General features: G+C 30.5%; 25 protein-coding genes and 1 pseudogene. 10 read left to right on the forward strand and 16 right to left on the reverse strand.

Annotated features, from left to right (window positions below):
• Window positions 1-22 precede the first annotated feature (22 nt).
• Window positions 23-175: a hypothetical protein gene (locus NMK29_RS07640; protein WP_155839587.1), complete on the forward strand. Its 153-nt coding sequence runs from the start codon at window positions 23-25 to the stop codon at window positions 173-175.
• An 86-nt stretch (window positions 176-261) separates the two neighbouring features.
• A complete protein-coding gene (locus tag NMK29_RS07645) occupies window positions 262-1,293 on the forward strand; it encodes an AraC family transcriptional regulator (RefSeq protein WP_108804446.1) in 1,032 nt (343 codons plus the stop codon).
• A gap of 56 nt (window positions 1,294-1,349) precedes the next feature.
• On the opposite strand, the gene NMK29_RS07650 is transcribed toward NMK29_RS07645, so the two are convergent.
• The 8 genes from NMK29_RS07650 to NMK29_RS07685 all read right to left on the reverse strand — a co-directional run bounded on the left by NMK29_RS07650 (window position 1,350) and on the right by NMK29_RS07685 (window position 11,050).
• Entirely contained in the window at window positions 1,350-1,736 is a 387-nt protein-coding gene (locus NMK29_RS07650) for a hypothetical protein (RefSeq protein ID WP_159092293.1), read from the reverse strand.
• Window positions 1,737-1,903: 167 nt separating this feature from the next.
• A complete protein-coding gene (locus NMK29_RS07655) occupies window positions 1,904-2,452 on the reverse strand; it encodes an AAA family ATPase (RefSeq protein WP_108804444.1) in 549 nt (182 codons plus the stop codon).
• The gene (locus NMK29_RS07660; protein ID WP_108804443.1) at window positions 2,453-3,091 is read right to left on the reverse strand and encodes a hypothetical protein; all 639 of its coding nucleotides are present in this window, start codon (window positions 3,089-3,091) and stop codon (window positions 2,453-2,455) included.
• Between the two features lie 73 nt (window positions 3,092-3,164).
• Window positions 3,165-3,725 carry a Crp/Fnr family transcriptional regulator gene (locus NMK29_RS07665; RefSeq protein WP_108804442.1) on the reverse strand — a complete coding sequence of 187 codons (561 nt, stop codon included), beginning with the start codon at window positions 3,723-3,725 and terminating at the stop codon, window positions 3,165-3,167.
• Window positions 3,726-3,799: 74 nt separating this feature from the next.
• Window positions 3,800-5,014, reverse strand: coding sequence for a hypothetical protein (locus tag NMK29_RS07670; RefSeq protein WP_108804441.1), 1,215 nt, complete (start codon window positions 5,012-5,014; stop codon window positions 3,800-3,802).
• A 2-nt stretch (window positions 5,015-5,016) separates the two neighbouring features.
• Entirely contained in the window at window positions 5,017-6,861 is a 1,845-nt protein-coding gene (locus NMK29_RS07675) for a PLP-dependent transferase (protein ID WP_108804440.1), read from the reverse strand.
• 122 nt (window positions 6,862-6,983) lie between these two features.
• Window positions 6,984-8,549: a carboxypeptidase-like regulatory domain-containing protein gene (locus tag NMK29_RS07680; RefSeq protein ID WP_108804439.1), complete on the reverse strand. Its 1,566-nt coding sequence runs from the start codon at window positions 8,547-8,549 to the stop codon at window positions 6,984-6,986.
• Window positions 8,550-8,740: 191 nt separating this feature from the next.
• Window positions 8,741-11,050 carry a type IA DNA topoisomerase gene (locus NMK29_RS07685; RefSeq protein WP_108804438.1) on the reverse strand — a complete coding sequence of 770 codons (2,310 nt, stop codon included), beginning with the start codon at window positions 11,048-11,050 and terminating at the stop codon, window positions 8,741-8,743.
• Between the two features lie 156 nt (window positions 11,051-11,206).
• On the opposite strand from NMK29_RS07685, the gene NMK29_RS07690 reads away from it, so the two are divergent.
• From NMK29_RS07690 to NMK29_RS07710, 5 genes are all read left to right on the forward strand, one after another.
• Complete coding sequence (locus NMK29_RS07690; protein WP_108804437.1) at window positions 11,207-12,367, forward strand: histidinol-phosphate transaminase; 1,161 nt, start codon at window positions 11,207-11,209, stop codon at window positions 12,365-12,367.
• A gap of 143 nt (window positions 12,368-12,510) precedes the next feature.
• Entirely contained in the window at window positions 12,511-13,575 is a 1,065-nt protein-coding gene (gene aroC / locus NMK29_RS07695) for a chorismate synthase (RefSeq protein WP_108804436.1), read from the forward strand.
• A gap of 108 nt (window positions 13,576-13,683) precedes the next feature.
• Window positions 13,684-15,006 carry a dicarboxylate/amino acid:cation symporter gene (locus NMK29_RS07700; RefSeq protein ID WP_108804435.1) on the forward strand — a complete coding sequence of 441 codons (1,323 nt, stop codon included), beginning with the start codon at window positions 13,684-13,686 and terminating at the stop codon, window positions 15,004-15,006.
• 109 nt (window positions 15,007-15,115) lie between these two features.
• Window positions 15,116-16,561 carry an aminotransferase class I/II-fold pyridoxal phosphate-dependent enzyme gene (locus tag NMK29_RS07705; RefSeq protein WP_108804434.1) on the forward strand — a complete coding sequence of 482 codons (1,446 nt, stop codon included), beginning with the start codon at window positions 15,116-15,118 and terminating at the stop codon, window positions 16,559-16,561.
• A 121-nt stretch (window positions 16,562-16,682) separates the two neighbouring features.
• Window positions 16,683-17,078 (forward strand): hypothetical protein, encoded by a 396-nt coding sequence (locus NMK29_RS07710; protein ID WP_108804433.1) that lies wholly within the window; start codon window positions 16,683-16,685, stop codon window positions 17,076-17,078.
• A 29-nt stretch (window positions 17,079-17,107) separates the two neighbouring features.
• Here the strand turns inward: NMK29_RS07710 and NMK29_RS07715 are convergent, their stop codons facing one another.
• From NMK29_RS07715 to NMK29_RS07725, 3 genes and pseudogenes are all read right to left on the reverse strand, one after another.
• A complete protein-coding gene (locus NMK29_RS07715) occupies window positions 17,108-17,866 on the reverse strand; it encodes a DUF4139 domain-containing protein (protein WP_234424306.1) in 759 nt (252 codons plus the stop codon).
• Between the two features lie 9 nt (window positions 17,867-17,875).
• Window positions 17,876-18,001, reverse strand: a pseudogene (locus NMK29_RS07720) (carboxypeptidase-like regulatory domain-containing protein); the annotation flags it as partial.
• Window positions 18,001-18,972, reverse strand: coding sequence for a mucoidy inhibitor MuiA family protein (locus tag NMK29_RS07725; protein ID WP_234424305.1), 972 nt, complete (start codon window positions 18,970-18,972; stop codon window positions 18,001-18,003). The gene NMK29_RS07725 and the pseudogene NMK29_RS07720, both read right to left, overlap by 1 nt.
• Window positions 18,973-19,365: 393 nt before the next feature.
• On the opposite strand from NMK29_RS07725, the gene NMK29_RS07730 reads away from it, so the two are divergent.
• The gene (locus tag NMK29_RS07730; protein WP_159092292.1) at window positions 19,366-19,542 is read left to right on the forward strand and encodes a hypothetical protein; all 177 of its coding nucleotides are present in this window, start codon (window positions 19,366-19,368) and stop codon (window positions 19,540-19,542) included.
• 551 nt (window positions 19,543-20,093) lie between these two features.
• Here NMK29_RS07730 and NMK29_RS07735 read toward each other — a convergent pair.
• The 3 genes from NMK29_RS07735 to gcvT all read right to left on the reverse strand — a co-directional run bounded on the left by NMK29_RS07735 (window position 20,094) and on the right by gcvT (window position 22,559).
• On the reverse strand, window positions 20,094-20,504 hold the full coding sequence (locus NMK29_RS07735) for a thiol-disulfide oxidoreductase DCC family protein (protein WP_027391244.1): 411 nt from the start codon (window positions 20,502-20,504) through the stop codon (window positions 20,094-20,096).
• 64 nt (window positions 20,505-20,568) lie between these two features.
• Window positions 20,569-21,384, reverse strand: a complete 816-nt coding sequence (locus NMK29_RS07740) for a sugar nucleotide-binding protein (protein WP_108804432.1) — start codon at window positions 21,382-21,384, stop codon at window positions 20,569-20,571.
• Window positions 21,385-21,476: 92 nt separating this feature from the next.
• Window positions 21,477-22,559, reverse strand: coding sequence for a glycine cleavage system aminomethyltransferase GcvT (gcvT, locus tag NMK29_RS07745; protein WP_108804431.1), 1,083 nt, complete (start codon window positions 22,557-22,559; stop codon window positions 21,477-21,479).
• 199 nt (window positions 22,560-22,758) lie between these two features.
• Between gcvT and NMK29_RS07750 the strand changes: the two genes are divergently transcribed.
• Together NMK29_RS07750 and NMK29_RS07755 are read left to right on the forward strand one after the other, a co-directional pair.
• Window positions 22,759-23,172, forward strand: a complete 414-nt coding sequence (locus tag NMK29_RS07750) for a DUF3052 domain-containing protein (protein ID WP_108804430.1) — start codon at window positions 22,759-22,761, stop codon at window positions 23,170-23,172.
• Between the two features lie 70 nt (window positions 23,173-23,242).
• The gene (locus NMK29_RS07755) at window positions 23,243-23,644 is read left to right on the forward strand and encodes a hypothetical protein (RefSeq protein ID WP_159092291.1); all 402 of its coding nucleotides are present in this window, start codon (window positions 23,243-23,245) and stop codon (window positions 23,642-23,644) included.
• Window positions 23,645-23,649: 5 nt separating this feature from the next.
• On the opposite strand, the gene NMK29_RS07760 is transcribed toward NMK29_RS07755, so the two are convergent.
• Window positions 23,650-24,261, reverse strand: coding sequence for a hypothetical protein (locus NMK29_RS07760; protein ID WP_108804428.1), 612 nt, complete (start codon window positions 24,259-24,261; stop codon window positions 23,650-23,652).
• A gap of 154 nt (window positions 24,262-24,415) precedes the next feature.
• A complete protein-coding gene (locus tag NMK29_RS07765) occupies window positions 24,416-24,847 on the reverse strand; it encodes a hypothetical protein (protein ID WP_108804427.1) in 432 nt (143 codons plus the stop codon).
• Between the last annotated feature and the right edge of the window lie 43 nt (window positions 24,848-24,890).

The following is a 24,890-nucleotide window of genomic DNA, read 5'->3' on the forward strand; positions in this document are numbered from 1 at the left end:
GTTAATTATTAAAACAAAAGTAATGGAAGCATTAGATAATCTTAAGAAAACTTATAAGGAGATGGATCGTAATGAAAAACAAAAGATCCAAGGCGGAACGCAACAAAAATCAGTAGTAATATGGTCTAGAATGGCAATTACCGAGGAATGTACTGATCATATTTTAGGTTGCTAAAATCATATTTTTATTACAAAAAAAATAGTTATTTATATAACTCGTTAGTAAAAACAAAGACTTAAAATTACGTTCTTTGTTGAACTATGAATCCAGAAGTTTATAAACACATAGAATTATTATTAGGTAGTGTAGGTTTTATAATTGCACTATTTTTTGGAGTTTTTTTGATAATAACTAGAGAACAACGATCTAAGGCAAATGTGTTCTTAGCGATTTATTTATTGGCTTTTAGTCTTAGAATTGGTAAATCACTGTTTTATAATTATTTTCAAATAGATCCGATAGTTCGCAATGTGTTCTTAGGCATGTTATTAGGTATTGGACCTTCTTTATTTTTTTATGCCAAGCAACTAGTTGAACCGAATAAAATAGATAATAAAAGATCAATTTTTATTCACTACATCCCTTTGTTTTTATTCGTAACATTTTGCTGGGTAATCCCGAATAATGATTCTATTTCTTCCAGAATTATATTTTTAGCACTGTTATTTCACATATTAGTATATGGATTGTATACGTTATATTGGATAGTGGTTAATAGAAAAGAGAGAAATGATAAATCGAATAAAATTTATAATTGGTTATTGTTTCTTACGATATTAACGATAATGATGTCACTAATGCAGATAAGTGTTTTTGTGGATGTGGTGCCATATTTAAGTACAGCTTTTTTATTTTCTTTGATAATTTTGATTTTATCAATTACGGCATTAAAGAATCCTTTTTTGTTTAAAATGGAGAATGAAAAATATATTAATTCTTCACTAGACAATGAAAAAGGGATAGAATATTTGAAAAAGTTAATGAGTTTAATAGAACAAGAAAAAGTATTTCTGGATCCCGAATTAACACTAACCAAATTGAGTAAGCGGATTGGAATAACTTCTAAACAATTGTCGCAAGTAATTAATCAAAATAGAAATGAAAACTATTCTCAATTTATTGCTAGGTATCGGGTAGAGGAAGCAAAAAGATTATTGAGCTTACCAGAATATCATAATTTCAAAATATCTGCTATTGCTTATGAAAGTGGTTTTAATAGTATATCTTCATTTAATACTGCCTTTAAAAAAATAACGAATACTACTGCAGTTCGATTTAGAGAATCTTTGTAAAGATGATTGTGATTCTCCAATTACTAGATTAAAACATTTTGGGTTTAATTCATTCATTATAGAAATAGTAAGGTCAATAATCCCCATTCTTGATTATGAAATTCACTTGGTGACATTAATTTATTTAAATTACCTCCTTCTTTTATAAATTCTGATTCTGTTAGATTTTGTTTTAGGAGCTCATTTTCTAGATAGAAAATCTCATATTGTTCCCACCCCTTTATATAAATGATATTACCTTCTTTATAAAGTTCATCTATAGAATTAGCTTTTGTAACTCCATTTTTATCTAAAGAAGCATTTGCAAAATCAATCATTTCTAATTGATAATTAGATGTTATAGGAACTCTACCGTAGTCACCCATACCATTATTTCTCCAGTATGAGAATCGCCAAATGAATAGAGTTATGCAAATCAAAGGAATTAAGAATCTTTTTTTCATCCTTTTAAACTTTAGTGATTTGCTAACAATGAACCATATAATAAAACCATAGACAAAAGATAAAATAGGTATGCGAATTAATTCGAATAGTAAGTGAAATAGGGAAGCCATATTATTAAGATATTTTAATAAAACAAAGATAAACTGGTATGCATATAAAATAGATGTTAATAGTTTAGTTTGTGTTTAATTTCAAATATTACTTTTTCAATTTTTTTATTTAAAGTTATTTCTCCTTCTATTCTCAAAACTCTACACTGCAATAATTTGATCCACTTATTATGAATTCTTAATGATCTCCCTTCAAAATTCGGGTTTTCATATTGATTCGCCCAATTTAAGAAAGCTTTTGAATTTTGTTGAATTTCTATGTCTTTTAGAATCTTTTCTCCGTATCGTTCTTTTTCTCTTTTATAAAGACGATCCATCCTTTCTTTATTATCAAGGCGAATAAATACTGCAAAGTCAAATGATGTTTGCCATTCTTTTCCCCAACTTACCAATGAACCACTTACAACAACATTTTCATACTTTTTGAAATCTAACTTTAGTTTTTTATTCCGTTCGTTTCGTGGTACTTTTTTCTGGAATGGTGGTTCTGTTTTTTTCCAATAGTAATCATCAACATCTAAATGAATAAAATTAGCGCGTTTTTCAATTTCCTTAGCTAAGGTGGTTGTTCCAGAGCCTGATGCGCCAAATATTAGTATTTTCATCTATCTTGATTTTGTTTTAAATAAAAGCAACCCACTTGATAATATCCAAGCAGCTATACTAAAAGTAAACATTCTAAAACCAGTTAAACTGGTAAACACAAAATCTGTTAACCCTCCTACAATAGCAAAAATTGTAATAAAAACTCCTAAATATCCAATCCATTTTGGATACTTACTTTCTACTAAAATAATAATTGAATATACTAGAATGGATATACAACAAGCTACTATAAAAATATAATCCAATGGAATATTTAGAGCAAAACCATAGTTTATAATTGGTTGTAAAACTTCTAAGTTCTCTTCTGTTTTAGTATCATATTGATTTAGATAAAGAGGTAGGGTGAGTCCATTAACAAGGGCAGCAAACATCGCAGCAATCAGACCAAAAGAAATGATTATAAATGCAAGAATGGATAGTTTCCATTTGTCTAAAAGCGAAATTGTTAAACCATAAAATCCAAATAGTACTATTGGTAAACTGAGAATAGCCAATGAATGAGTAATACGGATCGATTTAGAAATTTTTATAATGTGTTCAATATTTCCACCTGCAGGATGAAGGATCATCGTGAAGACAATTAGAATCGCTCCTGTAATAAGAGCAATACCAGTACTTTTATAACTATAATTTTCCATGTATTTGATTTTAAATGATACTATCAAATATCTATGGTTTATTAAGAAAGATCACTTGATCGTAATCAAGAAATTAGGTGATTCGTTTTCGTACTCGGCTTAAAGTTTCGGGTGTTATTTTTAGAAAAGATGCAATTACTTTTTGAGGAAATTTTTGAAGCAGAAGAGGTTTGTTTTTAAGGATATATGCGTATTTCTCATCAGGAGTATTATTATTGTCGAAAAAAGAAATTCTAGCAGTTGATTCTTCTAAAACTTTACCAATTTGAAAAAATGTTGGAGATATTGCTATTAATTTATGTATTGCATCTATGGTTAGTTCATATACAGCACTATTTTCGTACGCCTGAATTTCAAATTCCGAAGGTTTCCGACCAGTAAAGCTTTTGTGATCGATAACCCAATCATTTTGTATCCTTAAATCAATTATGTTTTTATCTAAATTGGTATCCATAAAATACTGATAAAAACTTCCAGAAATAACAAAATACAAAGAAGAACAAACCTCCTCTTTACGCAGTAAATAGGCGTCTTTTTTTAGCTCTTTATATATAACCTCATTTTGTAGCAATGATGATTCTTCATCAGAAAACTTTCCAGCTTTATTTAAAAACTCTAGAATAGATGTATCCATTTGCTTTGTGTTTTTCTGAATATAAAGATTGTCTAATAAATAATTCTATCATCAGTATGCTATGAAGATGATATTTAATTCACACGTTGTTTAAATTTTAATGACTTATTTCCATTAGTAATGACAATAGTATATGTTCCTTTTTTTAAACCTAGATTACAGTTTTCCTTAGATGATTTTACTTCTGTAATATCTATAGGTACTGCCGTATTTATATTTTCTCCTTCATTAAAGGCTAGAACCATAATAGGAAATTCAATTTGAATTTTTTCTAAATTGATAGTAACATTCTGATTCCCATTTTTAAACAACCAGTCCGGTTTATTGTTAATATAAGTTGATGTAGGATGGAAAATAGCAACATCTGACCAAGCATCACCTTTTTGATGTTTTAATGGTTTTCCTTTTTTATCAATAACAACAGAGGATTCTTTAATGTCCAAAGCGTTTAGAAGAGGAAAGTTATATTCAGATGTACTTTGTTGACTATATTTAACTTGATTTATTGTCAATGGATCTATTCCAGTATATTCTGTTAATCTTCCTGCCATTGCTTTTTCCCAATAGTCATAATTTCCTTCTAATGCGTGATCATATCCACAATGAATTAGAAATTTTTCATTTGGTTTCGCTTCCATAGCTTTTTGGATATTTTTCGCCTGATCAATTTCTCTGGGTTTTCCGTTGGCTTCTTCATTTTTCGTCTCGTACGGGAAAAGAGTATATCCAATCTCTAGTGCTTCTCTAATGAGATTACCAAATTGAGGATCTTTCGTATAAAAACCAGTTTTTTGTATTGGATACTTTCTAATATTATTAAGAGAATCTAAATCATCCTTGTATGATAACGCTTCGAGCCCTAAGTTTTTATATCCCAAATCATATAATTGTTTTAGAAGTGATTTTGTAAATGAACGATGGAAAGAATTATGGTGAGCTTCATTTATTATGATCACTTGATTTTTTTTCGCTTGTTCTAAAATATAATCATTAGCATTAACCTTAGTATATTTTTGATTTATAGAATCTACTTGATTTTCGGTAAACCCTTTTCGTTTTATGCCCATTGCAATATCCCATTGATTCACTGCATTTTTATAATCTCCTTTAGTTGCGTATTGGGAAGCCGCTATTTGATATTTCCAAGAAACAGTGTCTTTAGCTAATTGAGATTCTATTTCAGAAGAAAACATATATTTTGTTTTAAAATCAACCTGTTCGATTATTTTTTCTTCTTTACAAGAAGTAACTAAAAAGAATGCCAATAAAAAGTAAACACGTATTCTCATAATTATATACTATTTACAAAATCTATAAAAACTTTTTTATGAAGCTCAAGATCTAGATTAGCAGAAAGGGCCACTCGTACTATGTAATCCTTATCACCTTCTTTAGTAGTTCCTTGTGTAGAAGTAGCAGGGATTGTCCAATAACACCCTTTTAGTTGACCATAACTAACACAAAACTTACTTTCATCAGGAATCTCTTTGATCATTAGATTGATTAACTTAAGATTCAATGCTCTTTTATAAGTTTCTTTTTCATCGTCAGTATCACCTTTAGTAGGAAGATCTAAAGAAAATACAGAAGGAGTAAACCCTTCATTTGCTAATTCTGGAGATACAAAATTGATTTTTGCATCTGGTAAATTATTCTCGATAAAACTAACGAAATCACGAGTGTTTTTATAGGCATCAGCAATTCTTTGATTCATAGATGGTAATTGCTTTGCTAATATTTCCATTTGTAGATCAGTAGCTTGATTGTCACAAAGTAGTAAATGTAAGTCTATCTTTTCTAATAAGCTTGCGGATTTGTTATTAGCTACACAATATCCTGCAGTACATTTACCACCACTAGGAAATTTTGATCCACTAACATAGGCAATAGCTCTAACCGAGGACAGTATTTCATTTTCTCCTAAGAAATGAACATTAGGGCAAAATGTTTGATCTAAAATAAATACTGGATCAATAGCAGTTTGACCATCGGTAGTTTTACGTTCTTTACTAAGAACTGCTTCTAATTGAGGAAGATCTGGAACTTCAACTCTTGGGTTTGTTGGGATTTCTGCAATTATATATGGAACAGCATCTTGTTCTGCTATTTTATTTAGAACTACCTCAATACTTTGCACCATATCCTGACCACCATCTACAGGTAAATCAACTATTTCGATCATATCACTACAAGCAGCAACACGTCTAGCTTGATCATTGGTTCCTCCATAACAGTTTGGAGGAACTACAATTTTTATAGCTTTTCCTTTATGATGTTCTAATGCGTGATCCACCAATCCCATTACAATGGCATATTGCATAGATAGCCCGCTAGATCCAACAAGACCTTTTGCCTTAGTTCCAGTAATTTCTTTTATAGTATCCAAAACAATAGTTTTGTTTTCGTCAATATTACTATCTAAATCATTAGAAGAAGATTGTTGGGTTAGACCTTTTAGAAAAGCTAAAGTGTTCGCAGGTGTCATCGCGATAGTTTCTCTTCTTCTTACATGCTGAATTTCTGATATATATTCTTTATTAGTGTCTTTGTTTATTAAAATAACACTACCTAAGTTATGATGAATATTTACAAAAAAATCAATATTAGAATGTATATCAAATTGTGTGAGATCATCCTGTTGAGAAACAAAAATTGTACTTCCATTAAAAGCTGGAATTTCATCAGTATTTTCTATTTTTTTAAGATCAAATTGATATCCATATACGGTTTTTAGTATATCGGCATCGAAACAACTAGGCAATTTATCAGTATATACAATTTGCGTGTTTTTATTAGCTAATAAGTTTGTTCGCAGAACGGCCATAATTGGAGTTGTCTTAGACGAAAAACTAATTATATTTTCTGAATTTAGTTTGTGTAGTTTGGCAATAGTCCATTCTAAAACACAAGACAATGGATGCCCTAATCTAATATAGTCATATGCCGTTGGTAGTTCACGTAGTGCAGATAGTTGCGCATCATTATTACTAAACAGAAGTTCAAAACCTTCTAGAAATTGATCTTTAGCTAATGCTTCATTATAGATATCTAGTCGATGTGTTGTTAAATTCAACCAGTCTGCAGGCATGTTTTTTACTACCTCTTTTATATAATTTAATCTGTTATTGTCTTGCATGATTTTTACCTTTAGAAAGGTGGGTAATATACATTAAATAGAATTTTTTTTAAACCTTTTTAAAACGTTTTATTCTATTGTTTTTATTGTTGGTTATATGAACTTGGTTCTGAGATTACAACTTAATTTTTTAAAGGTGTATTCATCCAATAGTTCAATAGGTTTTGAGGAGTATTTGTTGGGTGGATGTTTTTCGAAATTGGTTTTGTTTTAATCATAAATAATTCAATAGTATTATTTTCATTATCGGTGTTAAGCTCTTGAACAAAAAACTCTCTAAATTGATTATAAGAAACAGATTCTTGTTCATGAACTATATTCCCATAAATATCTTGTACATTTTTGACTTCTATGGATACACCTTTACTACTTAATTTATCAAGAGATTGTATCATTTTTGGATGAAAAAAAGCTTTTTTGTCTTCAGGGTAGAGGTATACGCTATTCTTTTTTATACTAACACTGTCAATTTTTAACTTTATTTCTTTATACCATAATCGATAATTCTTTTTTTTAAAAGCATCTTTTGTGGATAGAGGATTATTAAAAATAAGTTCAAAACGTTTTCTTTCGTGATTGATTTTTGCAGTTATGGGCTTAAAATTTGGTGGTTGCAGAACTTCAAAAGCATTATTAAAAGAGATGTAATTAGGATACATTAACCCTTTGTTTGACCTATATGCTACAATGATTTCGAAAAGTAATTTGCCTTGTTTTTTTTTAGAAGTATCAGATTGTTTTCTGTCATACACTGCATATTCTAGTTTATAAATTTTATAATCTCCTTTACTAATATAAATTTTACTCTCTACTTGTATGTTTTCTCTATTTTTTAAAATTTTAATTACATATAAAGGAGTGTTATCTATAAAAGTTTCTGGTAGAAGCTTAAGTCTATGATTTTTGATCAAATCTTTATTTAAACGGTTTACAAAATCATAGGCATTAATATTATAGTTTCTAATAGCATCGTGTAATCTAAGAATAGTATATTCATTTCCTCCTTGACCATCTAAAGTGGCGTTAGAAATAATCTTACTTCGGTTAACATAATCATATGGTTTTGAAGCAATTGTATCTCTGGGGAAATCTGTATTGTTTTTATACGAGAATAATGTTGTCTGCGTATTTTTAAAATCCTCAGTTCCAAAACCTTGATCGAAAACCTTCATTATGGCTTCGTTCATATTTAAATAACGACCATCTAGTACTTGATAATCTCTATAATAGCCAACATAAGAATATGGTGAAAATGGATAATTTTCGGGAATTCTATCAATGGCAGTGCGAATGATACTTCTGGCACTTTTTCTTTTTTTCTTTTTTGAAACTACAACTTTTACTTCGTCTAATAACTCTATTTTTTCCAATAGCCATATTAGGTTAATCTGATCTGTTTTAAGGTTTGATAAAGGTATTTCTTTCGTTATATACCCTATAGACGATATCACTAAAGTATCAGCATTTTTCTTAAACGTATACGGGATTCTAAATCCTCCATCCGCATTGGAGATTAGACCTCTTTTTTTATTTTTAATCAAGACTGTAGCAAATGATATTGGGGATTGATTTTTAGTATTGATTAGTTTACCATCAATAAATGAATCTTCTTGACCAAAAAGTTGTATTGATTGGGTTATCAGAACAAATGCTAAAATATGATATGTTAGTCTAGCAACTTTATACATTCTATTTGCTCATATATTCGTTTAAACGGCTGTTTAAATAAGATAATTATTTACAAGATTAATCCTTTGGCAGATCCTTATTTGTAGGAATTCTTTTCATCTCTAATCCTTAGTTACTAAAGTAAGTACATAATTAGGGATTAGTAAAATATCAAGATGTTTTTAATACTATTTTAAGATTCTAAAATATATTAGTTGTAATTTTCTCTAAGAATTTGAGAGACTAATGCTTTGGTAATTTTTTTTCCTGTAGTTTTAGTTCGTAACATTTCAAATGAATATCTAAAGTCACAACCGTTTTTGAATTCACTACAGCCGTAAGCAGTTTTCCCTTTCAGGATGTGTCCTTTTTTACATTTAGGACATTCCATTTGATCAGGTGTACTGGTCATGGGAGTTAATTTTGTTTTCTTCTCTTCTAAAATAATATTAAAATGATCATCAAAACGAAGTAAACCTTCTGCAAGTCCGTTTTCTGATTTAAAACCTTTTAAGTTAACAGTACATCCTTTTTTTATTAATCTAATATATTGTTTTTCAGATACTTTTTTATTTAAATACGAAAATGGTAGTTGAAAACTACAACCATCTTTAAACGAACTACAACCATACGCGGACTTTCCTTTTAAGATTTTTCCTTTTTTGCATTTAGGGCAAAGCTCTTCTATTATTGTCGAAGTCTTTTTAGTTTTTTCTGTATTCGTTTTTTGCGTTTTTTTATCGGTTGTATAAGATATATTAGCTCTTGTTTTTTCCGTTCTTACTTCATACACCAAATGGTCCACCATTTGTTTCATATTTTTAATGAATGCACCTGCATTAAAAGAACCTTTTTCAATTTCTTTTAATTGTTTTTCCCATCTTCCTGTTAACTCGGCAGAAATAAGTAGTTTATTCTGGATAGTGTCAATAAGCTGAATACCTGTGCTAGTTGGCAAGATTTGTTTTTTATTACGTTCAATATATTTGCGCTTAAATAGCGTTTCAATAATATTTGCTCTTGTAGATGGTCTACCGATACCATTTTCTTTCATAAGCTCTCGCATCTCATCATCATCCACCTGTTTTCCTGCAGTTTCCATAGCTCTAAGTAAGGTAGCTTCTGTAAACTGTTTTGGAGGTTTAGTTTCTTTTTCAAGAAAAGTTGGTTCATGAGGTCCTTTTTCTCCTTTTGTAAAAACAGGAAGAATTCCAGTTTCTTTTTTATTAGGAGCATTTGGATTCTCAAAAACTACTCGCCATCCTTTGTCTAAAATAACTTTGCCCGTGGTTTTAAAAGAAACTGAATCAGCTTTACCGATTACTGTAGTATTTGCTACTTTACAATCATCATAGAATACTGCAATAAAACGTTTTGTAATAATATCATATACCTGTTTTTGATTATACTGCAGGTTTATTTGCTCACCAGTTGGAATAATAGCATGGTGGTCGGTTACTTTTTTATCATTAAAAACTTTTGATGATTTTTTAATCTTTTTGTCTAATAAAGGTTTAGTTAATGCGCTGTAATCGGTCAAATTTCTTAAGATACCAGGAACTTTTGGGTATACATCATTTGGCAGAAAGGTAGTATCTACTCTTGGGTACGTAACAACTTTTTGTTCATACAATCTTTGTACAATTTTTAGAGTTTCATCTGCAGAAAATCCGAACTTAGTATTACAATATACTTGCAATCCTGTTAAATCAAATAACTTGGGAGCATATTCTTTTCCATCTTTTTTAGTAATAGAAACAATTTCAAAATCACTTTTTTTTACTTTATTAGCTAGTAATTCGCCATCTTCTTTTTTTAAGAATCTCCCTTCCTCATAACTAAATAAAGTATCCCGATATAACGTTTGTAATTCCCAATACGGTTGTGGTATAAAGTTTTGGATTTCTTTATATCTATGAACAACCATCGCAAGACTAGGAGTTTGTACTCGACCGATAGATAATACTTGTTTGTAACCTCCATGTTTTACCGTATACAACCGTGTGGCATTCATTCCTAATAACCAGTCACCGATGGCTCTAGAAAACCCGGCATAGTATAAGTTATCATATTGTTCAGAAGGCTTGAGATTATCAAAACCTTCTTTAATTGCTTCTGTAGTTAATGATGAAATCCATAATCGCTGTATTTCTCCAGAATATCCTGCTTGATTGATAACCCATCGTTGTATGAGTTCTCCTTCTTGTCCTGCATCCCCACAATTAATTACTAGACTTGCTTGATCAAATAAAGATTTAACGATGTTAAACTGTTTCTGAATTCCTTGATTATCTACAACTTTAGTTTTAAACTTTTCTGGAAGCATTGGTAGATTATTAAGATCCCAACTTTTCCAGTGTGGTTTATAATCATTAGGCTCAAACAAGGTACATAAATGTCCAAAAGTATACGTAACAGCATATCCATTTCCTTCATAATAACCATCACGTTTTGTATTAGCTCCCAAAACAGTAGCAATTTCTCTAGCGACACTTGGTTTTTCGGCTATACAAACCTTCATTAATAGATATTTCTTGTTCGGTCGAAAATTAAGGAATTTTTATATAAAAACGATGGTAATACTAATTGAGTATATCACGTTTTAGTATACCAGAATCACGATCTTGATAGGAAATACACTCTATATCAGTCAAATTTGTAGAAAACTAATACTAATATGAAAGCAACAGGATTTAATAGAAGAAAATTTTTACAATTAGGCGGCACATTAGCAGTAGCAAGTACTATTTCGCCAATATCTTATGGAGCCACTTTATTAGACAAAAATGATTTAAAACCTTTAGGTAATGATGAGAATATTAGGTTGTTTTCTAATGAAAATCCTTATGGACCTTCTCAAAAAGTATTAGATGCTATTGCCAAAAATACTGATCGGGTAAATAGGTATGCATCGTTTCATTCGTATTCTACAGACACACTAAAAGAAAAAATAGCTGACATTAACGGAATTGAAAAAGACCAAGTGATTTTTGGCCATGGATCTTTTGAAATATTATGTATGCTAACCAGAACATTTGGACAGCAACAAGATGGTATTATAGTTCCTGCGACTACATTTAATGTTACTGCTGCTTTTGCTGATAGAATTTTTGATCATAAAGTAAAGAGAATACTACTTACTGATGGAATGGATATTGATTTAGAAACTACTAAAAAAGCAATAACTAAGAACACAAAACTTGTATATATATGTAACCCAAATAATCCGACCGGAAAATCATTACCAGCGGCTAAGCTAGAATCTTTTTGTAAAGAATTAGCTACTACCAATTGTACTATTGCTATTGATGAGGCCTATATAGAATTAATGGAACCTTCAAGAAGACCAGATACTATTGAGCTATTAAAACAAAAATATAATGTATTGATTATTAGAACTTTTTCTAAAGCATTTGGTTTAGCTGGTTTACGAGTTGGATATGCAATGGGATTGCCCGAAACGATAGCAAAGTTGAATCATGATTCCTATACTTTTAGCGGATTGATCGGTAACCCTGGGATTGTAGCTGCAATAACTGCTTTAGACGACACTGATTATGTAGATGAATATAGAAAAAAGAATGCAGAAGTAAGAACGTATATGGAAAGTCGCTTAAAAAAAATGGGCTTGAAATATTTAAAAAGTGACACTAACTTTATGTTGATAGAAGTAAAGGATGTTAAACGATTAAAAGAAGAATTGGTGTCATTTGGGATTGCCATTTTTCCGAGTGGAGGAAAACATTATCCAACTTGGGCAAGAATAAGTATCGGTACTTTGCAGGAGATGAAAATATTCTTTGATGCTATAAATACCATGAATTGGTTAACATCATAAATCAATAAAAATATTCATTGTGTAATAAAAGAGTTTGAAATCTGAAAGAGTAACAATTTTTAAGAAGCAAATCGAGGTTTTTCTATCAAATTACTATGGCGTTTTTAAAGATTAACAAGTACATTTGTTAAAAATTGTTTTGAATGGCAGGAAATACATTTGGAAACCTATTTAAGGTAACCACTTTTGGAGAATCTCATGGAGTAGCAATTGGAGGAGTAATTGATGGATGTCCTTCTGGAGTAACTTTAGATCTAGAGGCGATACAAGCAGAATTAGATCGTCGTAAACCGGGTCAATCTGCTATTGTTACGCAACGTAAAGAACCTGATACTGTAGAGTTTTATTCAGGAATATTTGAAGGTGTAACAACAGGAACTCCGATTGGTTTTGTGATTAAAAATGCTAACCAAAAATCTAAAGATTATTCGCATATAAAAGATTCGTATAGACCTTCTCATGCCGATTATACATATGATCAAAAATATGGTCTTCGGGATTATCGTGGAGGTGGACGTTCTTCTGCAAGAGAAACTGCTAGTAGAGTAGTAGCAGGTGCTATTGCAAAACAAGTACTTTCAGGAATTTCATTTAACGCATATGTAAGTGGAGTAGGATCAATAAAGTTAGATAAATCACATACGGAACTTGATTTTTCATTGACAGAAAGTAATATTGTTCGTTGTCCAGATCCCCAGAAAGCAGAGGAAATGGAACAATATATTAAGCAAATTAGAAAGGAAGGAGATACAGTTGGTGGATTGGTCAGTTGTGCAATATCTGGTGTTCCAGTGGGATTAGGAGAGCCTGTTTTTGATAAGTTACATGCAGAATTAGGTAAGGCAATGTTATCCATTAATGCAGTAAAAGGATTTGAATATGGTAGTGGTTTTGCAGGAGCAGAGTTAAAAGGAAGCAATCATAACGATTTGTTTAATTCGGATGGTACTACCAAGACCAATCTTTCTGGAGGTATACAAGGTGGTATTTCTAACGGAATGGATATTTACTTTAATGTAGCTTTTAAGCCTGTAGCGACTATTATGCAGGATCAAGAAACTATTGATAAGGAAGGGAATGTTGTAAATATGCAAGGAAAAGGAAGACACGATCCTTGTGTAGTACCTAGAGCAGTACCTATTGTAGAAGCAATGGCAGCCTTAGTCATCGTAGATTATTGGTTAATGAATCGTACGATCAAGAAGTAAGCTTTTAAAATATAAAGTTAATGTTGCGGTAATCTTAATAAGGTTACCGTTTTTTTGTTTTTAATTTATATCTTCGACTTCTTGTATTCAAAAAATTAGATAATTCACATGAAGAAACTAGCATTGCATTGGCAAATAATGATCGGAATGATCGCTGGAATATTATTCGGGTTTTTAATGACACAGTTTTCCTGGGGGAAAGGATTTACAGGAGATTGGATAGCTCCTTTAGGTACAATTTTCGTTAATTTATTAAAGTTAATAGCTGTTCCGTTAATTCTTGCTTCTTTAATAAAAGGTATTTCTGATTTAAAAGATATTTCTAAGTTTAAGAAAATAGGAGGAAGAACTATTGTAATCTATGTTCTGACTACTGTTATTGCGATTACTATAGGATTGTTATTAGTTAATGTGATGAAACCTGGAGATGGAATTACTCCAGAAACTATAGAAAAATTAACCAACGAATATGCTAGCAGTTCTAAAATATCTGAACGTATTGCCGAGGCCGGAAGACAAAAAGAAAGTGGTCCTTTACAGTTTGTTATAGATATGGTTCCTCAGAACGCAGTAGCGGCTATGAGTAATAATAAACTGATGCTGCAAGTAATATTTTTCGCTATTTTCTTAGGGATTAGTATGTTACTTATTAAAGAAGAACAATCAGATCCTTTAAAAAAGTTTTTCGATAGTTTAAATGAGGTTGTTTTAAAAATGGTTGATTTAATTATGCTCACTGCTCCGTATGCTGTTTTTGCATTGTTGGCAAATGTGGTTGTTACTTCTGATGATCCAGATATATTATTAGCTTTATTGAGATATGCAGGAGTTGTAGTATTTGGATTAGCGCTAATGATTGTATTTTATAGTATTTTGGTATCTGTAATTACCAAAAAATCTCCTTTATGGTTTTTAAAACAAATCAGTCCAGCGCAATTATTAGCATTTTCTACAAGCTCTAGTGCGGCGACATTACCGGTAACCATGGAAAGAGTAGAAGAGCATATTGGTGTTGATAAAGAGGTATCTAGTTTTGTACTACCAGTTGGTGCTACTATTAATATGGATGGTACAAGTCTATATCAAGCAGTAGCTTCGGTATTTATTATGCAAGTGTTATGGCCAGAAGGGCTTACATTTAGCAACCAGATCACTATTGTATTAACAGCATTGTTAGCATCTATTGGTTCTGCAGCTGTTCCTGGAGCAGGAATGGTTATGTTGGTAATTGTATTAGAGGCAATTGGTTTCCCATCGGATAAACTTCCTATTGGTTTAGCCTTAATCTTTGCTGTAGATCGTCCATTAGATATGTTGAGAACTACTATTAATGTAACAGGAGATGCTACTGTTTCTATGATTGTTGCAAAATCTGTTGGTAAATTAGGAGATCCTAAGGTAAAAGATTGGGATGATCATTATCAGGGATAATAGAGAACTTTAGAATTTATTTGTTATACTTTTTCTAAAATTGAATGCTTTTTCTTATTAATAGAATTGGTAGTTTTACCTTTATTGAAAATTGAGCAATTAAGGTACTATGAATGAAAATATATTCTTAGACGAATCATTAGAAAAAGTATATAATCCTTCAGATTTTAGAGAAATAGGTCATCAATTAGTTGATATGCTAGCTGACCACCTCGGTCAGGTACAATCGAATAGAGAACAATCTGTTATTAATTTTGAAGATCCAGAAAAAGAATTATCATATTGGAAAGAAGATATATCTTCTGATACTAGTATAATGGATTTTTATCAAAAAATTCTGGATAGATCTATTCATGTGCACCATCCAAGGTATATGGGACATCAAGTAGCGGTACCTTCAGTAATAAGTAGTTTGTCTGGTTTAATGGTTGATGTTTTGAGCAATGGAACTGGAGTCTATGAAATGGGAATGGCTTCTAATTCATTAGAAAAAATAGTTACTGATTTTGTTGCAGATAAGATTGGATATGGAGCTAATTCGTCTGGTTTTCTTACTTCGGGTGGTACATTAGCTAATTTAACAGCTTTATTAGCTGCTCGAAAAGCAAAAGCACCAGGTTCGGTTTGGGAAGATGGACATAATCAGAAATTGGCGGTATTAGTTTCTGAAGAAGCACATTATTGTATCGACCGTGCAGCGAGAATATTGGGATTTGGGTCAGAAGGAATAATAAAAGTTCCTGCCGATGAAAATTTTAAGATAAATACTTCTTTATTAGAAGAGTATTTAAAAAAGGCAAAAAATAAAGGATTAACTGTTATTGCACTTGTTGGATGTGCTTCTTCTACATCTACAGGTTCTTATGATAACTTAGATGAATTAACATCTTTTGCTTCAGAACATAATTTATGGTTTCATATAGATGGAGCACATGGTGGAGGAGTTGTTTTTTCAAAAAAGTATAAACATTTAGCAAATGGTATTGAAAAAGCGGATTCGGTTGTGATAGATTTTCATAAAATGTTACTAACTCCATCCCTAAATACAGCATTAATTTTTAAAGAAAGTCAAGATTCTTATAGAACTTTTGAACAGAAAGCGCAATATCTTTGGGATTCTCAGCAATCAAGGGAATGGTATAATTCTGGTAAAAGAACTTTTGAATGCACAAAACTAATGATGTCACTAAAAGTGTATTCTAATATTAGAATGTATGGGAATGACATATTCGAAAAGAATATAGATCGATTATATGATTTAGGAAAAGCATTTTCTAGAATCATAGAGAATAGAGAAGGGTTTGAGTTATTAATTCATCCTGAAGCAAATATTGTGAATTTTAGATATACTAATATATCAGAGAATGATCTTAATTCGTTCAACTCTAAAATAAGAGAAGAACTGATTTTATCTGGTAAATTCTATATCGTAAAAACAATGATAGGAGAGGATCGTTATCTAAGAACTTCAATAATGAATCCTCTTACTACTGAAGTAGATTTTAATGCTTTGTTAGATGAAATAGAAAAAATTGCTAATCCTATCCTTGGTTAACTTATTACTCTTAAGACGCAACCAATTTATAAGTATTTCATCTATTAATAGAATTAACTAATTGATAACCGGGTATAAATTTTTAGTTTTTTCACTTTTAATAAACTAAAAAAATAAACAGATGAGACACTTTTGTATTGTATTGCTTTCGATTATCCTATTCAGTTGTAGTAATGATGATGATAATAATGCCCAGTCATCAACAATTGCAGGAGCTTGGAACCTGGTTAAGGTTTCTGGTGGAGTTACAGGAGTGGATGAGGATATAGAAAAAGGCCTTATTGTATGGGATTTTAATGAAACTACAGGAATGGTAACTATTAATAATACGATTACTGATTCATCTTTTAATGTATTATTAGATTCAGGAACTTATACTTATAGTATTTCTGCTCCGGCGGATGCTGATATTCTTATTGTTAATGAAATAGTTTTAGGAGGTATTAATTTAGAAAATACATCATTTACCGTAGAAGAAACATTTGAAGATGGTTTTTCATTTCGTTTTGAGAGATAAAAATCTTTACCTTTATGAAACAAAAAGGGTTAGAGGTTAACCCTTTTGTTTTTTGGATATTTTAGTTCGTAAGAAAATTGTTTTTCTAATTGTGTTTTGGGTTGGATAGTTAATTTCCATTTCATAATTCCTGTTTTAGCATCATAATTAGCATCATTTGTTTTAATATTATCTACTTTGATTTCTTTATTCTGAGATATAGGAATTCGATCTTCTAGAATTAAATGAATTGAGTTTTGTTTACTGTTTTTTAATTGTATAGAGTACCCAAGATCTACAACTCTATTATTTCCATAAAAGGATTTTCTTTTAAATTTTTTTAAAGGCTTTCGTTTTACAATAATGTTTGGATCAGTTCCCAGTGAGATCATTAAACTATCTGTAGTTGCATGTGGATCAATGTTTGTTTTTCCGGCATAACTACCTTCAAAATATATGTTTGCTTCTCCTTCTAATAAGTCAAATTGTTCCCAGTTACCTAATTTGGCAGTTAAAAATACATTCTCATTTAATTCTGGAGCTACATAATAACTATAAGTTGCATCCATATCAAAATTATCAATCTCTAGAGTTGTTATATCTGTATTAGATTTGATAGTATATTTCTTTTTAATTACAAATCGGGTAGTGGTGATTCCTTCTTGTTTAGAATCGACAGTAAGATTATAAGATTCTTTTTTTCTTTTTGGTTTGCTACGTGAAGCTTTTCTATATCCTGATGAACTGGCGTATCCAGTGATAACAACTTCTTCTAACGAGTGGTCATCTTCTTCTAAATTTATATTCATTATAGAACTTCCAATTTTTACTTCTTCTGTAGCAAAACCAATGTATGAAAATGTTAATTGTTTTCCTTGTTGAATATTGATGGTATATCTACCATCAAAATCTGTAGATGTACCATTATTTGTTCCTTTTTCTATTACATTAACACCAGCGGTAGTCCTTTATGATCAGTAACAATTCCGCTAACAGTTTTTATATTTGGATTATAGGCAGAAGAATATCTATTTATCCCACTTCTCCTTTTATAACTACCATAACCGAAGTTTAAATATCTTGTTGTAAGGTCTGGTTTTATGTTATTAGTTGTTGGGTCTCCAGTCGATAAGATAACTTTTGTTTTGTTCCAATCTGTTCCTGTTTTTTGATAAACGTTAGCCTTATAGGTTATTTCTAACGGAGTATCCGTACTTTTTGATTTGATATCATATAAAGGAAACCATCCAGCATCCGTTACGTTATAATTAAATTTCAACTCAAGATTTGTAACAGATGGAACGTCTATTTTTATTTTGATTTCTCCTCTTTCTTCTTTTGTATTATCACTGAGTTTATCTATTTGATTTATTATTTTACTAATATCATCTTGTAGTTTATTTTTTTTCTGATTGATGACGTATGTTTCATTTTGTATAGCGACTGATCTTTTTCTGTAATAAGTAGAGATTTGTTTTACTTTATCTAATGAAAGGTCCGTTTGATCACTTCCGATACGTTGATTATTCTCTAACACTTTCATTTCATGATTAAATCCAGAGAGTACATTTTCTAATTTATTTTTTTGAAATAAGAGTAATTCTAGTTGATTTTCTAAAGATTCTAACTCTTCGGAGTTTTTTTTCTTTTCTAGATAGTTAATTCCATAATTTATTGATAAAATAGAAGCGTTTTTTAGTCCTGAGATTTGGATGCTGTTTTCATCTATTTTATTAGAAAGATCATAAAATATGATTTCGTTTACTCCTGGAACTAGATCCGTGATAGCAGTTCTTTGTATTCTTGCACCCGATAGATAAACGGTAACTTCTCTTATTGTAGATGATATTCTTTTTTCATCATTACCAAAAATGATAGTAGGTAGTAATACTAGAAGTAAAGTAAAGGTTCTCATAGTTGTATGTTGTTTTAGATTTTAAACGAAAATATAATTGTAGTGCATAAGAATAAATAGGTATTGAGTGAAGTGTACATTTGATCGAGTAAATCCTTCTATGTTTTTAGTTTTTATCCTCTAAAAAATAAAAAGAGACATGAGATTTCACTAAAATTAAAAGAGCTATACAATAGCTCTTTTTTTATAATTTTATATTAATGCTATATCTCTTGATTTAGAAATACAGTTGTAAGTAACTGTTTATTAGTTTGTTGCTGCGTACTTACGGTTATTGAATATTAAAAAAGGGGGAAAACCCCTATATGATTTTTAGCTAAAGTCCCCTTAATTTGTGCGATAGATAAGTATACTTTTGAACCACACATATTAATAAACTTAAAAAGACTCATTATGAAACGGCTTTTTCTACCAGTAGCTTTGATCTCATTTGCAGTAATATGCCTAAGTATAGTGCATATTGATAATGTAAACAAGCTTGATAAAGAATATAATCAGCTAAGAGAGAAACACCAAATTGATGATAATTCTGATGTCGATACAACGATAGAGGAATTTGATGTAAAATGAAGAGAAGGAAAGGATACGTTACAAACTAATAAACAAGAGGGAACTATTACTTCTGAACTGAAGGAATAAAAAGGAAAACAAAAAAAGTAACGGATAACCACCAATGAACTGTCTTATCTATTTATAGTAAGGCAGTTTTTTTATGCCATATACCTTTGATTTTATCGTTAGGTCTAGGGTAAATTCTTATTTAAATGATGTTTGTTCGATGCTTCTAAAAACGTTTTTTTTGATAAGTACAATCACTACAATAACGAATTCTAATTGAATCACTACGAATTCTAAAAGACGAAGGTGAGTAGGGTGCAAACATGATTACTTTTAAACCGTAATTAAAGGATGGTCTTTTTTTGCTCCCAAGTTATTTTAATCCCAAAATAAAATAGATATGAAGCAATTGTTATTACCGGTAGTTCTTATATGTTTTACAATATTCTGTTTAGGATTTGTGCATATTGACAATATGAATGAACTGGCTAAAGAAAAGAGTGAATTAAAAAAAATCGAGAATCAAGAAATACTTTGATTTTCTATACTATATTTTAACCGATTTAATCAATAAATAGGGCTTTAAGTTCTGGAGTTGGAATTACACAATTATCTCTTTTGCCAAACCATTTATATCTGTTTTTAGCAATAATATCATAAAACCAATCTCTTAGAATCTTCGGAAAGATAAGAAAAACAGAAAGTAACGGATAACCACCAGACAGCCGCTTTGCAATTTGTAGAGCGGCTGTTGATTTATGATAATATGCTACAGATGGTTCAATAAGTAGAATAGTATCTAATTTTGACGTATCTACACCAATTTCTGAAGCTAATTTTTTACCTATATCACTTTGTAACGATGCATATCTAAAAACATCATTCTTATCTCTTTTGATAATGAAATTAACAGCACCATTACATAAGTTACAAACACCATCAAATAGTATAATCTTTTTCCCTTCAAAATTCATACTACAAAGATAAGCACCAAATATGACTTCTTACTATGGATTATAATTTCATTAAGAATCTGACTTACTTTAAGATAATAGAATCAATGACCTCTTTAGTTGTGATTTGTAGATTTTTTGGTAACAGGTTATCTTTAGGAAGTACAGCTAGATACCGATCATTATTGGAATCAAAAACTTGTTTAAATATTGGATCTTCAAATTGGAGCATATCACAGATTTCTTTTATAAGATCTAAGTGATATATAAGATCAGTACTTCCTAGATGAAAGATGCCTTTTTTACTTCTATTGATTATGTAATGTAATTGTTGTGTTAATTTAGAAATTGAAGTAGCATTTATAATAACGTTAGGAAAGACTTCTATCGAGGCTTTAAGATCATATAATGTTTTAAGCTCTTGCACACGTGGCGTACTAGCTCCAAAAATCATTGGTATCCTGGCGATTACGTATTTATGAGTTGGCAGTCGCATCAATGCATTTTCAATTTTTATTTTAAATCTACCAAAAACACTTTCACTTAATGTCTTATCATATTCATAAGAAGGATAATTACTAAAGGTGTCAAATACATTTGCACTGGATAAGAATATCAATTTAGATTTATTTTTCTTGATCCAATCTATAATTCTATAATGTGCATCGACTTGAGAGTTAAAGTTCCCTCTAATAGCAGAAACAATGATTGAGGGTTTAAGATTATCCAATAATATTGAGATATCTTCTAATTCCATATCATACTGAAAGAATTTTTGATTCTTTTCATAAAAAGGATTATCCGTATGATATGTACCATACGTATCGAAATAGGAATTAAGCTCTTTGTAAAGAGCGTTTCCTATAAAACCACTGGCTCCTATGATTAGAATTTTTTTCAATACTACGTTATGCTAAAAAAGTTAAGTTTCAAAGATCACTAAACTCTGTAATCCTGAAACTTAACTTACCCTTTATTATTGTTATAAAATAATTATCCTTTGTAAAAAGGTAATTTTATTACTGTTGCTGGGATTGCTTTTTTACGAACCTGAATATGAATTTTACTACCAGGAGAAGCAAAAACTTTAGGAACATATCCTAATCCGATTCCTTTTCCTAAAGAAGGGGACATCGTACCAGAAGTAACTATTCCGATTATATTTCCATTACTATCTACAATATCATAATCATGTCTTGGAATTCCTCGTTCATCTAATTCAAACCCTATAAGTTTACGTTCTGCACCATGTTCTTTTTCTTTTGCCAATGCTTCTGCGTTTACAAAGTCTTTACTAAACTTTGTAATCCAGCTTAAACCTGCTTCTATAGGTGATGTTGTGTCATTGATATCATTACCATAAAGGCAATATCCCATCTCTAGACGCAAGGTGTCTCTTGCAGCAAGACCAATAGGTTTAATTCCGAAATCAGCACCAGCTTCAAGTACTTTATTCCATATTTGTTGTACTTCAGAATTTTTACAATAAATTTCAAAACCACCACTACCAGTATATCCAGTTGCAGAAATAATCACATGATCGATCCCAGCAAAATCAGACACTTCAAAGGTATAGAATTTCATTACTTCTAAATCCACAGATGTTAAGGATTGCATTGCCTTAGCAGCTTTAGGTCCCTGAATTGCTAATAAAGAATAGTCCTCAGATAGATCTCGCATATCAGCATTCATGGTATTATGACTCTGTATCCAATCCCAATCTTTCTGGATGTTAGAAGCATTTACTACTAACAAATATTTTTCATCAGCTAATTTGTATACAATTAAATCATCTACAATACCACCTTTTTCATTAGGTAAACAACTGTATTGTGCCTTTCCATCTATTAGTTTAGATGCGTCATTAGAAGTTACTTTTTGGATTAAATCTAAAGCATTAGGTCCTGTAATTAAGAACTCACCCATATGCGATACATCAAAAACTCCCACATCTTTGCGGACAGTTTCGTGTTCAATATTTACTCCTTCATAAGAAACAGGCATATTATATCCTGCAAACGGAACTATTTTAGCACCTAAAGCAATATGAGTTTCTGTTAATGCAGTGTTTTTCATAATGAATTGATTTGTAGAATTAAGAATCAAATTGACGCCGAAAGTAAAAAACTTTGCGTTGGTAAACAATGCTTTTGTATGATAAATTGTTAACTTTTTCCTAATCAGAAAGCATATAATTATGGATATAATAATATATGATTGTATTCTCTATGTTTTTTAATAACTTTATAAAGTATCATTAGTTAATTCATGTATTATGCCAGCAGGATATTCAGGAACTCCATTAGCTAAAAAATTGGGAATAAAAGAAGGATGTACTATTATATTATATAATCGTCCAGATCATTATTGGAATTTGTTTTCTGACCTTCCTGATAAGATAAAAGAACTGAAAATGGCAAAAAATGAGCAAGCAGATTTTATTCATGTGTTTTGTAAAACAATAAAAGAGTTAGAAAAGATTATCCCAATCTATAAAACTGCTTTAAAGAAAACAGGAATGTTATGGGTTAGCTGGCCGAAAGTAAGTTCTAAAATAACCACTGATCTTAAAAGAGAGTTGATCCGAACTCATGTATTACAGATTGGATTAGTTGACATTAAGGTAGCTGCCGTAGATGATGATTGGAGTGGTTTAAAATTTGTTTACAGAGTTTCGGATAGAAATTAATTTTAAATTATTTTTTATTGAAAAGCAACCTAACCCTACATAACGCATCTACATTATAAATAACACAATCATGAAAAAGTATATACCTCTTATTTTGATTCCTCTTTTATGCATGTTTTCTTGCAGTAATGATGATGATACAATTAATGATCCTGATTTATTAGGAAAATGGCAATTAATAGAACAATTGGTTGATCCTGGTGATGGAAGCGGTACATTCCAGCCAGTAAACAGTGATTTAGAATTAGAATTTCTCCCTGAAGGTGTACTTCAGGTATTTAATGGGACTTTATGCTTAATAACGATTGATGGAGAAGGAGATAGCACAGAAAGTTACTCCATTGATGAGAATGTCATAACTGTGGACTGTGGTAATTCTACGAGTATTAGTTTCGAAATAGAAGAAGGAAGATTATTTCTGTATTTTCCTTGTATCGAAGCGTGCGCCCAGAAATATCAGAAGCTACCTTAAAAAAACTATCCTAAATACATAAGGTATCTTAGAAGTTTAATTATTATAAAACAGATAAGAGTAATAATAGAAACTATGGACCCTATTTTTTTCCATTTTTTAACTTTTTCTGGATCTCCAAATCCTCGTGGTTTTTGAATGTACAACCCATTAGGAATATCTAGAGAGGCGATTAAATCAAATAGTTGATCGATAGTCATTTTACCTCTTAAAAATTCAATGAAAACGGGGTTTTTTCGGATGAGGTCATGATTTCCCTTTTGTTCTATGATAATGTACTCATCACATTTAAATATTTTAGTATAAAGACTCTGAAGATGGGTTAATTTGATATTGTGAATTGGTAATTCCTTTTCTGTATAAAGGGTAAAGTTTCCAATTTTTTTCTCTACCAAGGTATCATCTTGTATTTGGAAATGGTCTTCTTGTAGTGCTTTTTGAATATTTCCTTTAATAACTTTTAATTCACCTATTGCTAATTGACCAGAACCACCAAATTCTTCTAAGTAGGTTTTTAGCTGTAAATACTTTTCGTGATTTTCTGCGATCAGTAGATTATCATTCCTTTTTGTTAAAGACAAGCCAATAGTTTGGGCCTGTTCTTCGAAAACTGACATAAACTTTTTTATTAATAACATATCTTAAGATTAATTATTTGTGTGAATAATATATTGTTTAAAAACAGCAAATCCTGTCCATAAACAGAACAGGATTTGCCAAATAACCCCCATCAATTAAGGTAACTAAACTTAACTTAATATTTCTAAATGATTATTGCATTAGTTTTTTAGATAACTCTTGCAATTCAGCTGACTTTGCGGTCATATAATCATTTAACTTTTTTACATCATCGCCAGAAAGATTACCCATAACTTCCTGAGCTTTTGTACCTAATTCTTGTCCTTTTTGACCTAAAGAAGCAAAAGCTGTCATATCCTTACTTTCGACTACTTTTTTATATTCTTCAATATAAGCTTCATAAGAATTTACATACTCTTGTACTTTTTCGTCACTAAAACTTGGCACACCATCAGATGCTGCTGTCGTTGTTTCTTCATTACTTTTTTCCTCTGCTTTTTCAGTTTTTTCAACTTCTTCCGTTTTTTCTGCACTATCAGCAGCGTCGGATTTAGTTTCATTTTTACAAGAAGCTGTAAAAAGAACAGCAATGATTAATGCGAAATTTAAAATGGTTTTTTTCATGATTTTTATATAAGTGTTAATTAATTGGTTTCTATGACCACTA

Source organism: Aquimarina sp. Aq107 (assembly GCF_943733665.1).
Taxonomy (GTDB): Bacteria; Bacteroidota; Bacteroidia; order Flavobacteriales; family Flavobacteriaceae; genus Aquimarina.